The sequence below is a fragment of the Hyphomonas sp. genome, assembly GCF_041689225.1.
Classification (GTDB): Bacteria; Pseudomonadota; Alphaproteobacteria; order Caulobacterales; family Hyphomonadaceae; genus Hyphomonas.
Genome location: NZ_JBDNGN010000177.1, coordinates 1 through 12,380, shown reverse-complemented (window position 1 = coordinate 12,380; position 12,380 = coordinate 1). Strand labels below are relative to the sequence as shown.

Here is a 12,380-nt window from a genome sequence, read left to right as displayed (position 1 = left end):
CTAGCGGAAAGGGATCTTCGCCGGGCGTGGTACTTGTTGCAATTCTACTGGCGCCTAACAGGCTGGCGCCAAGGCTCTTGGTTGTTGATAAATAAAGCCTGGCAAAAAATATTCGCGTGATGTCCGATGAATGCGACCTGGTCTTCGATATTCGCGGATGCGCAGCTGCAAGGCGACGATAAGATCGCGCCACTCGCGAAGCGCAGGGTCCCAGGTAGTCATCCTGAAAATTGTACAACTTGCATTCACGAACCTGTCGCTCTGCAACGTCTCGAATTTGCTGCGTAAGCAGTCATTTTCCGGTGTTCGGTCGATGACTACTTTTGGCGACTTCCTGACATTGGAATTGGCTTCTGCCAATGTCCGCTATCGGGATTTTGCGGTCGCAGATTAACACCGCGACCCGTGCCCCATCCGCGCGCGGCAGTCGGCGGGTTCCCGATGGCTTTGTTTGTGGGATAACGCCTCCCTTATCCCCACCCCTCCCGTCCTGCCGTATACTGCGCCGCATGAACCGTGAGGCGATCACCCAGATTTTCCGTTCCGTGCCGGTCATGCTGTGGCCATTTGTGTGGCTGCAGCTGGTCGTCCTGTTTCGCTGGATGAACCGGCAACAGCGCGAGGTGCTGGTGCGGATCGATCATCGGTCGGGGCCGTATCCGGGTGGCCTTCGTGGAAGATGCCCCGGAGATGGCTGAGCCCTGGCGGCGCGCGCGCTTTCGGGCATCCGGGCCTGTCCTGGGTCTATTCGTGTATTTCTCGTGCACTATCCGTGCACGGCCTGCCCGTCGCAGGGATCGACACGTCCTGGGGCTTGCGCCCTTCGCCTGAAAACTTGCATCCTTGCCGGAGACCCGAGAGGGGCCTGCGGCCGCACGAGCAGGCCTATTCGCGGGTGTCTTCGAGGTGGCGGCTGCGTTCGAGGTCGCCAAAGCGGGTGATATTGGCGTCGAAGGCGAGGTCGACCTTGCCGATGGGGCCGTGGCGCTGCTTGCCGATAATGACTTCGGCGATGCCGTAGATCTGGTCCATCCGGGCGCGCCACTGGGTCCATTTCTCGTTCGAGGACGGATCGCTCGGGTCGGCGCCGGGCTCTGACCGGGCGAGGTAATATTCTTCCCGGTAGACGAACATGACGACGTCGGCATCCTGCTCGATCGAGCCGGATTCGCGCAGGTCGGAAAGTTGCGGGCGCTTGTCGTCGCGCTGTTCGACCGCGCGGCTGAGCTGCGACAGGGCCAGGACCGGCACGTTGAGGTCCTTGGCCAGCGCCTTCAGCGCGGTGGTGATCTGGGTCACTTCCTGCACGCGGTTGGTGTTGGAACCGCTATTGCTGACGGTGATCAGCTGGAGGTAGTCGATGACGATCAGGTCGAGCCCGACCGAGCGCTGCAGGCGGCGGGCGCGCGCGGCCAGCTGGCTGATCGAGATGCCGCCAGTGTCGTCGATATAGAGCGGCAGGTTCTGCAGCTCTTCGGTGGCTTCGCGCAGGCGCTCGAAATCCGCCTTGTCGAGATCGCCCTGCCGGATGCGGTGGGTGGTGATGCCGGTCCGCTCGGCGAGGATACGCGTGGCCAGCTGTTCGTTCGACATTTCGAGCGAGAAGAAGCCGACAATGCCGCCCTCCATCGTCTTTTTCGAACCGTCATCCTGCACCTCGGCCCGGTAGGCCGAGGCGGCATTATAGGCGATATTGGTCGCCAGCGAGGTCTTCCCCATTGACGGGCGCCCGGCGAGGATCAGCAGGTCGGACCGGTGGAAGCCGCCCAGCTTCTCGTCGAGGTCGCGCAGCAGGGTCGGGATGCCGGCAATCTTGCCTTCGCGCTTGAACGCGGCTTCGGCGGCTTTCAGCGATTCGACCAGCGCTTCGGAAAAGCTGGTAAAGCCCCGCCCGGTGGCGCCGCGCTCGGCGAGGTCGAACAACTGGCGCTCGGCCAGTTCGATCTGGCGTTCGCCGCTCTCGTCCGGGCCCGGCGTCAGGGCCCGGCCCTTCAGCTCGCCGCTGATATCGACCAGCGCCCGGCGCATCGCCAGGTCGCGGATCATGTGGGCATAGTCGGAGACTTCCGGCCCGAAGGCGGCGCTGTCGAGCAATTGCTCCAGATAGCGCGCGCCGCCGATCTCGGTGAGTTTTTCGGCCTTCTCGAAATGCTCGCGCAAGGTCACGCCATCGGCGACCCGGCCCTGCTGGATCATCGTCGCCGCGACATCGTAAAGCTCCTGGTGCGCCGGGGCATAGAAGTCGGACGGGCGCAGGATATCGGCCACGCGCTGGTAGGCATTATTGTCGAACAGGATCGCGCCCAGCACGGCGGTCTCGGCCGACAGGTTGTTCGGGGCGATGATGTTCAGCTCGGGGGAATGATCGTCGAGAGGCATTGGTTAATTCTAGCTCACCTGAGGCGCGATTGCGCCCCTCATCTGACAGCGTTCTGCCTTTGGGCCGGTGCGAGTCACAAAAAAAGCCGCAGCCTGTGAAAAGCTGCGGCTTCCTGATGAGTTTCGCCGGAGCGAAAGGAGGCTAGTCCTCGTCCATTCCGCCGATCATGTCGGACAGTTCGGACGCGGCCTCTTTCAGCTCGCTGGCCTGTTCGGATGCGAACGCGGCATTGGCTTCCTGCAGGGCAGAGACAATATCCTCGCCCTTGGCCTGACGGTCGGCTTCCTCGGTTGAGCGGGCCACGTTGGCCTGGACGGTGACAGTCACATCCGCGTGGAGGCGGACGGTGACGTCGGTAAGGCCGATCGTCTTGATCGGCTTGTCCAGACGCACGGCGACGATCGGGAACTTGAACCCGGCTGCCGCAGCTGATTCGGTGATGTCCCGTGCGGTGACCGAACCGAATAGCTGGCCGGTGTCGCCGGCCTGGCGGATCATCGTGAAGATCATGCCTTCGAGCTTTTCGGATTCAGTCTCGGCAGCGGCACGGGCCGCTTCGTTGCGCTGTTCAATCACTTCGCGCTCAGATTCGAACCGCGCGCGGTTCTTATCGTTTGCGAGAAGGGCCTTGCCCTGCGGGATGAGGAAGTTGCGTGCGAAGCCGTTCTTCACGGAGACTTCGTCTCCGATCTTTCCAAGGCGTTCGACGCGTTCGAGAAGGATCACTTGCATGTCGGTGTCTCCTACTTCACTTCAAACGGAAGCAGCGCCAGCATGCGGGCGCGTTTGATCGCCTGAGCAAGCTTGCGCTGGTTCTTGAGGTTGACGGCCGTGATGCGGCTGGGCACGATTTTCCCTTTTTCAGAGATATAGCGCTGCAGCAGTTTCACGTCTTTGTAGTCGATATCCTGAGCGTGTTCGCCGGTAAACGGGTCCACCTTGCGGCGGCGACCGAACGGGCGACGGGCAGGAATGTTCGTGATGTTCAGTTTCTGAGCCATGTGTCCTGTCCTTTCTAGTCGCGACGGCGTTCTTTGCGCGACAGGACAGCCGAAGGCTCGTCACTGTGCGACTCGACGCGGATCGTCATGTAACGCATCACATCGTCGGAAATGCGCAGGCGGCGTTCCAGTTCGTGGATCGCCACGGCAGGGCCGTCGATGTTCAGGAGCGAATAATGCGCCTTGCGTTGTTTCTTGATCGGATAGGCAAGGTTGCGCAGGCCCCAATATTCGGTTCGGCCGACAGTTGCGCCTTTTTCCTTGAGGAAGCCGGACAGTTCTTCGATAAATGTATCGACCTGTGCCGGCGAAATGTCAGGTCGTGTGATCACGACGTGCTCATATAGTGCCATGTTTTTATTCCCAAAAATGCGGCATGCGGCGCTAGGCAGCGGGAAACTGACTGGCGATGGCCCCTCTTCGTCCGGCTCATTCCGGCCTAATGAGGACCGCATCCCTGCGTGTGAACGCGCGTCTTAAGCCTATATTGGTGCAGATTTCAAGCGCTTGCACACATTGGCGACCCCCAGTAGGCACGAGAAAAACCCGGAGGAAATCTCGATGACAGGACTGGCGTTCATATTCCCGGGGCAAGGCAGCCAGGAAATCGGCATGGGCAAAGCCCTCGCGGATGCGTTCCCGGCCGTCAAAACCGTGTTCGCAGAGGTCGATGAGGCGCTCGGCCAGAACCTGTCGAAACTGATGTGGGACGGCGACATTGCCGAACTGACCCTGACCGCGAACGCCCAGCCCGCGCTGATGGCTCACAGCGTGGCCGCCATGCGGGCGCTGGAGGCAACCTCCGGTCTGTCGGCCGCCGATGGCCGCTTCGTGGCAGGCCATTCCCTCGGCGAGTATTCGGCGCTGGCATCTGCCGGGGCGATCAGCTTGGCCGACACAGCCCGCCTGCTGCGGATACGCGGCAATGCCATGCAGGGCGCCGTGGCGGCCGGCGAGGGCGCCATGGCGGCACTGCTCGGCGCCGATGTCGCGCAGGCAGAGGCCGCCTGTGTTGCGGGGCGGGCGACCGGTGGCGTTTGCGAGATTGCCAATGACAATGCGCCCGGCCAGCTCGTGCTGTCAGGTTCCAAAGCTGCGATTGACGCGGCCTGTGAGCACGCGAAGGCCAATGGCGTGAAGAAGGCGATGGCACTGAACGTGTCGGCGCCCTTCCACTGTTTGCTGATGCAGCCAGCTGCAGATGCCATGGCCGAGGCGCTGTCCGGCGTAACGATCAGCGCGCCTGTGGTGCCGGTCGTGGCAAATATTTCAGCCGCACCGACGTCTGATCCCGATGTGATCCGCCAGAACCTGATCGACCAGGTCACCGGCCGGGTCCGCTGGACCGAAAGCGTCCAATACATGGTCGGCCAAGGCGTGACGTCGACCGCCGAGGCGGGCGCCGGCAAGGTGCTGACGGTCATGCAGCGCCGCATCGAAAAATCACTAAACGGCTTCACGCTCGGGACACCCGAGGACCTGGAAGCCTTCACAGCCTTTATCAAGGGAGAAGCCCATGTTTGATCTCACCGGCCGGACGGCCCTGGTTACCGGCGCATCGGGCGGCATCGGCCGTGCGATCGCCATGGCGCTGTCAGAGGCAGGCGCAAAAGTTGCGCTGTCGGGCACACGCGAGAACGTGCTTGAGGACGTCGCAGGCACGCTGAAGGGCGAGAGCGCCATCGTGACCTGCAACCTGTCCAACGCGGAAGCCGTAGACGGCCTTGTGGGCCGCGCAGAGGCCGCTATCGGGCCGCTCGATATCCTGGTCGCCAATGCGGGCATCACGCGCGACAAGCTGCTGATCCAGATGAAGTATGATGACTGGAATGACGTGCTGGAGGTCAATCTTGGCAGCTATTTCAGGCTCACCAAGAGCGTCGTTCGGGGCATGATGAAGCGCCGCTATGGCCGCATTATCGGCATTGCATCGATCGTTGGCGTGACGGGTAATCCGGGCCAGACGAACTATTGTGCATCAAAGGCCGGGATGATCGGGTTCACCAAATCCATCGCCCAGGAAGTTGCCAGCCGGGGCATTACCGCCAACACGATTGCCCCGGGTTTCATCGAATCGCCGATGACGGACGGGCTGCCCGAGGCACAGAAAACGGCCCTGCTTGGTGGCATACCAGCAGGCCGGTTGGGGCAGGGTGGAGACATCGCCGCAGCCGCAGTGTACCTTGCATCCAGCGAGGCCTCTTACGTGACGGGGCAAACGCTGCATGTGAATGGCGGTATGGCAATGATCTGATTTCGCTACAGTAACCGTTGCTGCTAGGGCTTGGCGCTTTTGCCAAGTGTGTGCTAGGCGCAACACAATGGTTCAGAAATGAACCGGCTATCGGGCATATTCTAGAGAGGTATTCATGTCTGACGTTCTTGAGCGTGTTAAAAAAATCGTAGTCGATAATCTCGACGTGGATGCCGACAAGGTTGTTGAAAGCGCGAGCTTCATCGACGATCTCGGCGCTGACTCGCTTGACCTTGTCGAGCTGGTCATGGCCTTCGAAGAAGAGTTCAATATCGAAATCCCAGACGATGTGCAGGAATCGATCCGGTCCGTCGGTGACGCGGTCACTCACATCAAAGCCCACGTCTAAGACGGGGCGGAAACTGAATGTCTGACCGCCGCGTTGTTATAACGGGTATCGGGATTGTATCTCCGCTCGCTTTTGGGCGCGAGGCAACCTGGGAACGCCTGATTGCTGGAAAATCCGGAGCGGGGCGCATCGACGTCTTCGATCCGGAAGATATGCCGTGCAAGATCGCGTTCCAGGTACCATGGACCAACGGACGCGGCGGTGGGTCAGGCGACCCACATGCGTTTGATCCGGACAAATTTGTCTCCCCCAAGGAGCTGCGCCGGATCGACGAATTCATCCTTTACGCCATTGCGGCAGCGGAAGAAGCTGTCGAGGACGCCGACTGGCGTCCGGAAGATGAAGAAAGCCGTGAGCGCACAGGCGTGATGATCGGCTCCGGCATCGGCGGACTGGAATCCATCTACAAAACGGCCGTAACCCTGCACGAGCATGGCCCGCGCAAGGTCAGCCCCTTCTTCATCCCGTCGGCCCTGATCAACCTTGCCTCCGGGCAGGTATCGATCAAGCACGGCTTCAAGGGCCCGAACCATGCCGTCGTGACGGCGTGTGCCACGGGTGCGCATGCGATCGGCGACTCGGCGCGGCTTATCAAGTACGGCGATGCCGACGTGATGCTGGCGGGCGGTTCCGAGGCTGTGATCGGCCGCATCGCTATTGCCGGCTTCTGTGCCGCGAAGGCCATGTCCACCGGATTCAACGATACGCCCGAGAAGGCGTCGCGTCCCTATGACAAAGATCGCGACGGGTTCGTCATGGGGGACGGCGCAGCGGTTCTGGTGCTCGAAGAGTACGAACATGCCAAGGCGCGCGGCGCGAATATCTATGCCGAAGTTATTGGCTATGGCCTGACGGGCGACGCCTATCACATCACCGCGCCCGCCGAAGGCGCCGAAGGCGGCTACCGCGCCATGAAAATGGCGCTGAAACATGCCGCGATTGATCCGTCGGAAGTTGACTATATCAACGCGCATGGAACCTCCACGCCGAAGGGCGACGAAGGCGAAGCGGGTGCGGTCGAGCGAGCCTATGGCGACCACGCCAAGAACCTGTCCATGTCGTCCACCAAGTCCGCGGTCGGCCACCTCCTGGGCGCTGCCGGTGCCATCGAGACTGCGTTCTGCGCGCTGGCCATTCGTGACCAGATTATGCCGCCGACGCTGAACCTCGACAATCCGAGTTTCGAGACGCCGATTGATCTCATTCCCCACAAGGCCAAGAAGGGCCGCGTGCGGGCTGCCATGTCGAACAGTTTCGGCTTTGGCGGCACCAATGCCTCGCTCGTGATCCGGGAAGTGAAATAGGCCACTATCGCCGGGCAGGGGCGGGCATGTAAGCTGGCGGTGCCGGGATTCGTGTGAGGCGTTTCATGAAGTTCATCAAAGGCCTGTTGTCGCTTGTCATTGCGGTTGTGATCCTCGCGGGTGCCGTTGCCGGTGCCGGCTGGATCTGGCTTGGCAATGAAGTGGCCAAGGACGGACCGTTGCCCGCTGAAACGCTCGTCGTAGTCGAACCCGGCGAAGGCATGTTGAGCGTCGCGGCCCGCCTCGAGAAGGATGGTGTGATCCGGTCGGCCTGGCTGATGCGTCTCAAGGCCCGGATCGACGGCACCGAGACCGCGCTGAAAACCGGTGAGTTCACCATCGAGCCGCAGGCCAGCCTCGGCGAAGTCCTTGAAATCCTGATCGAAGGCAAGGCGGTGATGCACAAGATCACGCTGCCTGAGGGCCGGACCACGGCGCAGCTGCTGCGGTTGATCGAATCCGATCCCGTGCTTGTTGGCCCGATGCCTGAATTGCCTGTCGCCGAAGGCAGCCTGCTGCCGGACACGTACCTTTATCATCGCGGCATGACGCGGGCGAAACTGATCGTCCAGATGGCCAAGGCGCAGGACGAGCTGTTGAAGGAGCTATGGCCGAAGCGGCAGGACGGGCTCCTTCTGGCGAACCCGTATGAGGCGGTGATCCTCGCCTCCGTGGTCGAAAAGGAAACAGGCATTGCCGAGGAGCGGCCTGAAGTGGCCGCTCTGTTCACGACGCGCATGAAGCGCGGCATGCGGCTGGAGAGCGACCCGACCATCATTTACGGCATCTCGCAGGGCGAACCGCTCTACAACAAGGCCGGCGAGCGCCGGACCCTGTATCGCTCTGAAATCGACCGGAAGACCGACTGGAACACCTACCAGATTGACGGCCTGCCGAAGACCCCGATCTGCAATCCGGGGCGAGATGCGATTGCTGCCGTGCTAAACCCACCCGAAACAGAGTACATATTCTTTGTAGCTGACGGCAAAGGGGGGCATCTCTTCGCCAAGACGCTGGCCGAGCACAATCGCAATGTGGCGGCCTACCGGAAATATGAGCGCGAGGAAATCGCGCGGGAGAGGGCTGAGGAATGAGTGAATTGTCCGGCATGACCGGCTTTGCCCGTGTCGCGGGTGAAGCCGTATGGGGAAGCTGGGCCTGGGAGGCCAAGAGCGTCAATGGCCGCAGCCTCGATGTACGCGTGAACACGCCGCCGGGATTCGACGCGCTGGATCGCGCGGTGAAGGCCCAGGCATCGAAACTGTTCAACCGTGGCTCGCTGCAGGTCTCCCTGCGCATCGACATGAGCATGGGCGACGAGACGGTCACCGTGAACGAAGGCCTGCTGACGGCGCTGACAAATGCGGCGCAGGCGATCCATGGCGCTGGCCTGTCGGGCGAGGCGATTGCCACGCTGATGACGCTCAAGGGCGTGGTCGAAACCGGTGGCAGCTCGCTGCGGGAACTGGCGCAGGACGCGGCGGTGATCGAGCTCCTGTCGGACGCGGCCAATGCCGCCCTGAAGGACCTCGCCGAGGCGCGCCGGACGGAAGGCGCTTCGCTGACTGGCATCATGACCTGCCTTGTCGGCGAAATGGAGGGCTTTGCGGCGGCGGCGACGAAACTGGCCGACGCCCAGCCCGGCCTGTTGAAGGCGCGCCTTACGAAGCAACTCGACGAACTCGACGCCGAAGGCCGGGTCGACGCCGACCGGGCCGCAGTGGAAATCGCGCTCAGCGCCGCCAAGGCGGATGTCCGAGAGGAACTCGACCGGCTGGCGGCGCACTTTGCCGGCGCGCGGGACCTGCTCGCCGGCGGCTCTCCGGTGGGCCGGAAACTCGATTTCCTGGCGCAGGAACTCAACCGCGAAGCCAATACGCTCTGCTCGAAATCTGTCAGTCTCGATTTGACGAATGCGGGGTTGGGCCTCAAAGGGGTGATTGACCAGTTCAAGGAGCAGGCCGCGAATGTCGAATGAGCAAATGGGAAAGCGCAGGGGGCTGATGCTCGTCCTGTCGAGCCCGTCGGGCGCCGGCAAGACGACACTGTCACACATGTTGCTGAACGAGTTCGAAGACGTGAACCTGTCGGTCTCGGCGACGACGCGGATACCGCGGCCGAACGAGGTCGATGGCCAGCATTATCATTTCAAGTCGGTCCATGATTTCAAGGACATGATCACGAACCGCGAATTCCTCGAATGGGCGCATGTGTTCGACAAGTATTACGGCACCCCGCGCGCCGACACCGTGGCGAAACTGGAGAGCGGCGAGGACATATTGTTCGACGTCGACTGGCAGGGCGCTGACGCGCTGCATGACCAGATGCCGAATGATGTCGTCTCGGTCTTCATCCTGCCGCCGAGCATCGAGGAACTGGAAGCCCGCCTTGCGGCTCGCGAGGGATCGACGCCGGAAGATGTGGCGCGCCGCATGGTCGATGCCCGCCGGGAAATCATGCACTGGCGGCGCTATGATTATGCGATCATCAATGACAATCTCGACGAGGCGTACCAGCGCCTGCGCCGGATACTGCTGGTCGAACGCCTGAAACGGCTGCGCCAGCTCGACCTTGACGACCATGTCAGGCGCCTCCTCGGAGAGGCCTGACGCCCCCTAAATCCGACCCGTTCCGTACCACCGTTCTGCAAGTCTTCCCTGAAAAGGCCCGCGCATGACAAATGACAATGAACCGGAAACGGACGGGCAGGTGCCCGAGCCGCCGCAAACCCCTCCGCGCCCGAAGGCGCGTGCCGTGTGGCTGCTCTGGCTCCTGCCATTTGCTGCGCTCGTCCTGGTCGCCTGGTATGTCATGCGTGGCGGACTGGACCGCTCGGGCACGTTCGAGGAAGTCACCGATATCGTCGTCGAGCCGTTTGACGGGAAGTAGGTTCTGTTTGTTTCCGCATCCACGACGCAGGGCGGGGCCTCGTGCGGCTTTGTCCCGTCCTCCAATTGCCTGAGGTCCCGGCATTCGCCGGGAACACGGGATGTGGTGGCATTGGCCAGCACGGGGCCCGTCCTTCGACTTCGCTCAGGATGAGCCCCTGACAATCATTCCCCCAATTACCACAGACCCCTGCGCAGGCAGGGGTCCATGGACTGGTCTTTCCCCCCGGCTCCGTGGCGACATTCGTCCATGGATACCTGCCTCCGCAGGTATCTTCGGGGGGAGAGATGCGGGTGCATCCGGAAACACCTCTCAGCGCCCGGCAAACCTGTCTGACAAGCCTGTCTGACTCAGCTCGAATTATCCCATTTTTCCAGCGCGGCGGAGAGCAGGCCCGGGAGGGCCGTGGCGATAGCGCCGAGTTCGGGGCGGAGGCGATAGGCGCTGGCCATGGGCAGGGCGACGGGCTTGAGGTCGCCGCGCTTCTGCTGGCGGGCAAGGCTGCGCGCGAGGCGTTTGGCGTGGACCTCCGGGTTTTCCAGCACTCTGTAGAGGGCGCTGACGCGGGCGAGGAAAGGCGCGGCCGGCACCGGGCCGCTTGCACGAACGCTGCCCGGAAAAAGCACGGACGCTTCGGGGGCCACGGCGGGCTGCACCCGTCCCGACAGGGCGAAACGGCGCGGAGCCGGGAAGGTGACGAGCTCGGTGCCCTCGAGGAGCGGTAAGGAGGTGGCACGGGGCCGCACGGGCGCCAGCCTCAGGGCGAGCGCCATCAACACCAGCAGGCGCCGCACGATGATCTCAAGCTGTTTCAGCGGCCCCGAGGCCCGCTGCTTCAGGCCGCGCTTCAGCGTCAGCGGGCGCAGGTGCGCATTCGTCATGCCGATCAGCTTGGTCAGGGCGTAACGCGCCTGTTCAAGGCCATGGGTTACGATGTCGGGGGCATTGCTCATGCGGGCAGTATAGGCCCGGTTGGGCGTGGGTCGGATTGAGAGGGGGAGAGAGGAAGGGGCGCCGCCCCTGCCTTCGCAGGGGACACGGGAGGTTTGGGTATGGGGGAGGGTGAGGATCGCTTCGCCTGGGCCCGCCCTGCGCAGGCTAATCCTTTAAGGCTTCGATGATGTTCGGTATCTGGAGGCGGACGTCGTATTCCTCGTCGCCGTCATAGCGCGGGGCATAGGTGGCATAGGCCTTTGCGAGTTCCGCATAGCGGGCATCAATGTGCACCATATTGTAAGCGTGGCTGACTATGTAGAATTCGCCTGCGCGAACCTGTTCCATCACGATGGCGGCGAACCGGTCCGGGTCCATGGTCATATGCCTCAGGCGCGCATCGACGAGTTCAGTGCCGACCCAGCCGGGGCAGATGAGACCGACGGTGATGAAATCCGGCATCTCTTCGCGCAGGCCCACGGTGAGGCCGTGCACGGCGTGTTTCGATGCGAGATAGGCCGTATTGTTGGGGACGGCGCTGAAGAAGGAATTCTCCGAACCGAGATTGTAGATGGCCGCCGGCGTTCCCTGGGCCACCATGCGCTTGCCGAAAATGGCCGCGCCATGCCAGACGCCGAAAAAGTTCACGTCGAACAGGGCGTGGAGCTTTTCCAGCGGCAGGTTTGTGACGCGCCCGGGCCCGATCGAAATACCGGCATTGTTGATCAGGACGTCGACATGGCCATGGGTATCCCACGCGAAATCGGCGAGGGCCTCGACACTGGCCGGGTCTGTGACGTCGCAAACGATGTAGCTGGCCTCGATTCCAAGATCGCCGAGGGCGGCGACGGCCTCTTGCAGGCGCGCCTCGCGCGGCTCGCCGATCACGATTTTTGCCCCGTCTGCCCCGAAGACCTTGGCGAGGGCAAAGCCGATGCCGGTGGCCCCGCCCGTGATAACGACTGTCTTGTCCTTGAAGTCCTGCATGTGATTTCCGCCCTTGTCCTGCTTTTGGCCATTATGGGCGAAGGCGCCGGGGTGCGGTAGTGCGGATCGCCGGGCGCGGCAGCTTTCTTTGCTCGGAAATGTGCCCTACGCCAAGCTCGCCGCCAGCCTACGGAAGTCGTCTTGCGAGAGGATTTCGGCGCGGGCGGTCGGGTCGATGCCGACGCTTTCGAGCCAGTCGGCGGCTTTCAGTCCGTGCTTTTTCGCGAAGGGTTTGAGGGCGGCGCGCATCATCTTGCGGCGTTGGCCGAAGGCGGCGCCTGTG

Annotated in this window: 14 protein-coding genes; 8 read left to right on the top strand and 6 right to left on the bottom strand. The window is 62.4% G+C overall.

Annotation, left to right across the window (positions count from 1 at the left end; all coding sequences use genetic code 11):
- Nucleotides 1-885 precede the first annotated feature (885 nt).
- From ACESNB_RS17510 to rpsF, 4 genes are all read right to left on the bottom strand, one after another.
- On the bottom strand, nucleotides 886-2,379 hold the full coding sequence (locus tag ACESNB_RS17510) for a replicative DNA helicase (RefSeq protein ID WP_373009624.1): 1,494 nt from the start codon (nucleotides 2,377-2,379) through the stop codon (nucleotides 886-888).
- A 142-nt stretch (nucleotides 2,380-2,521) separates the two neighbouring features.
- Entirely contained in the window at nucleotides 2,522-3,112 is a 591-nt protein-coding gene (rplI, locus tag ACESNB_RS17505; protein ID WP_340693537.1) for a 50S ribosomal protein L9, read from the bottom strand.
- A gap of 11 nt (nucleotides 3,113-3,123) precedes the next feature.
- Nucleotides 3,124-3,381, bottom strand: coding sequence for a 30S ribosomal protein S18 (gene rpsR, locus ACESNB_RS17500; RefSeq protein ID WP_045698212.1), 258 nt, complete (start codon nucleotides 3,379-3,381; stop codon nucleotides 3,124-3,126).
- 14 nt (nucleotides 3,382-3,395) lie between these two features.
- Entirely contained in the window at nucleotides 3,396-3,734 is a 339-nt protein-coding gene (gene rpsF, locus ACESNB_RS17495) for a 30S ribosomal protein S6 (protein WP_373009623.1), read from the bottom strand.
- A 208-nt stretch (nucleotides 3,735-3,942) separates the two neighbouring features.
- On the opposite strand from rpsF, the gene fabD reads away from it, so the two are divergent.
- The 8 genes from fabD to ACESNB_RS17455 all read left to right on the top strand — a co-directional run bounded on the left by fabD (nucleotide 3,943) and on the right by ACESNB_RS17455 (nucleotide 10,177).
- Entirely contained in the window at nucleotides 3,943-4,905 is a 963-nt protein-coding gene (fabD, locus tag ACESNB_RS17490) for an ACP S-malonyltransferase (protein WP_373009622.1), read from the top strand.
- A complete protein-coding gene (gene fabG, locus ACESNB_RS17485) occupies nucleotides 4,898-5,635 on the top strand; it encodes a 3-oxoacyl-[acyl-carrier-protein] reductase (protein WP_373009621.1) in 738 nt (245 codons plus the stop codon). The genes fabD and fabG overlap by 8 nt, the downstream gene beginning before the upstream one ends.
- A 115-nt stretch (nucleotides 5,636-5,750) precedes the next feature.
- Entirely contained in the window at nucleotides 5,751-5,984 is a 234-nt protein-coding gene (locus ACESNB_RS17480) for an acyl carrier protein (RefSeq protein WP_045698220.1), read from the top strand.
- Between the two features lie 17 nt (nucleotides 5,985-6,001).
- Nucleotides 6,002-7,288: a beta-ketoacyl-ACP synthase II gene (fabF, locus tag ACESNB_RS17475; RefSeq protein ID WP_373009620.1), complete on the top strand. Its 1,287-nt coding sequence runs from the start codon at nucleotides 6,002-6,004 to the stop codon at nucleotides 7,286-7,288.
- A gap of 65 nt (nucleotides 7,289-7,353) precedes the next feature.
- Entirely contained in the window at nucleotides 7,354-8,382 is a 1,029-nt protein-coding gene (mltG, locus tag ACESNB_RS17470) for an endolytic transglycosylase MltG (protein WP_373009619.1), read from the top strand.
- Nucleotides 8,379-9,266 carry a YicC/YloC family endoribonuclease gene (locus ACESNB_RS17465; protein ID WP_373009618.1) on the top strand — a complete coding sequence of 296 codons (888 nt, stop codon included), beginning with the start codon at nucleotides 8,379-8,381 and terminating at the stop codon, nucleotides 9,264-9,266. The genes mltG and ACESNB_RS17465 overlap by 4 nt, the downstream gene beginning before the upstream one ends.
- Nucleotides 9,256-9,897: a guanylate kinase gene (gmk, locus tag ACESNB_RS17460; protein WP_373009617.1), complete on the top strand. Its 642-nt coding sequence runs from the start codon at nucleotides 9,256-9,258 to the stop codon at nucleotides 9,895-9,897. Before ACESNB_RS17465 ends, gmk begins: the two co-directional genes overlap by 11 nt.
- A gap of 64 nt (nucleotides 9,898-9,961) precedes the next feature.
- Entirely contained in the window at nucleotides 9,962-10,177 is a 216-nt protein-coding gene (locus ACESNB_RS17455; RefSeq protein ID WP_373009616.1) for a hypothetical protein, read from the top strand.
- 350 nt (nucleotides 10,178-10,527) lie between these two features.
- Here the strand turns inward: ACESNB_RS17455 and ACESNB_RS17450 are convergent, their stop codons facing one another.
- A complete protein-coding gene (locus ACESNB_RS17450; protein WP_373009615.1) occupies nucleotides 10,528-11,130 on the bottom strand; it encodes a hypothetical protein in 603 nt (200 codons plus the stop codon).
- 145 nt (nucleotides 11,131-11,275) lie between these two features.
- A complete protein-coding gene (locus tag ACESNB_RS17445) occupies nucleotides 11,276-12,097 on the bottom strand; it encodes an SDR family NAD(P)-dependent oxidoreductase (protein ID WP_373009614.1) in 822 nt (273 codons plus the stop codon).
- Nucleotides 12,098-12,380 lie beyond the last annotated feature (283 nt).

Coding starts and splice junctions, on each gene's coding strand:
- fabG (WP_373009621.1), top strand. CDS start 4,898: ATGTTTGATCTCACCGGCCGGACGGCCCTGGTTACCGGCGCATCGGGC.
- rpsR (WP_045698212.1), bottom strand. CDS start 3,381: ATGGCTCAGAAACTGAACATCACGAACATTCCTGCCCGTCGCCCGTTC.
- rpsF (WP_373009623.1), bottom strand. CDS start 3,734: ATGGCACTATATGAGCACGTCGTGATCACACGACCTGACATTTCGCCG.
- mltG (WP_373009619.1), top strand. CDS start 7,354: ATGAAGTTCATCAAAGGCCTGTTGTCGCTTGTCATTGCGGTTGTGATC.
- ACESNB_RS17465 (WP_373009618.1), top strand. CDS start 8,379: ATGAGTGAATTGTCCGGCATGACCGGCTTTGCCCGTGTCGCGGGTGAA.
- ACESNB_RS17450 (WP_373009615.1), bottom strand. CDS start 11,130: ATGAGCAATGCCCCCGACATCGTAACCCATGGCCTTGAACAGGCGCGT.
- fabF (WP_373009620.1), top strand. CDS start 6,002: ATGTCTGACCGCCGCGTTGTTATAACGGGTATCGGGATTGTATCTCCG.
- fabD (WP_373009622.1), top strand. CDS start 3,943: ATGACAGGACTGGCGTTCATATTCCCGGGGCAAGGCAGCCAGGAAATC.
- ACESNB_RS17445 (WP_373009614.1), bottom strand. CDS start 12,097: ATGCAGGACTTCAAGGACAAGACAGTCGTTATCACGGGCGGGGCCACC.
- rplI (WP_340693537.1), bottom strand. CDS start 3,112: ATGCAAGTGATCCTTCTCGAACGCGTCGAACGCCTTGGAAAGATCGGA.
- ACESNB_RS17480 (WP_045698220.1), top strand. CDS start 5,751: ATGTCTGACGTTCTTGAGCGTGTTAAAAAAATCGTAGTCGATAATCTC.
- ACESNB_RS17510 (WP_373009624.1), bottom strand. CDS start 2,379: ATGCCTCTCGACGATCATTCCCCCGAGCTGAACATCATCGCCCCGAAC.
- ACESNB_RS17455 (WP_373009616.1), top strand. CDS start 9,962: ATGACAAATGACAATGAACCGGAAACGGACGGGCAGGTGCCCGAGCCG.
- gmk (WP_373009617.1), top strand. CDS start 9,256: ATGTCGAATGAGCAAATGGGAAAGCGCAGGGGGCTGATGCTCGTCCTG.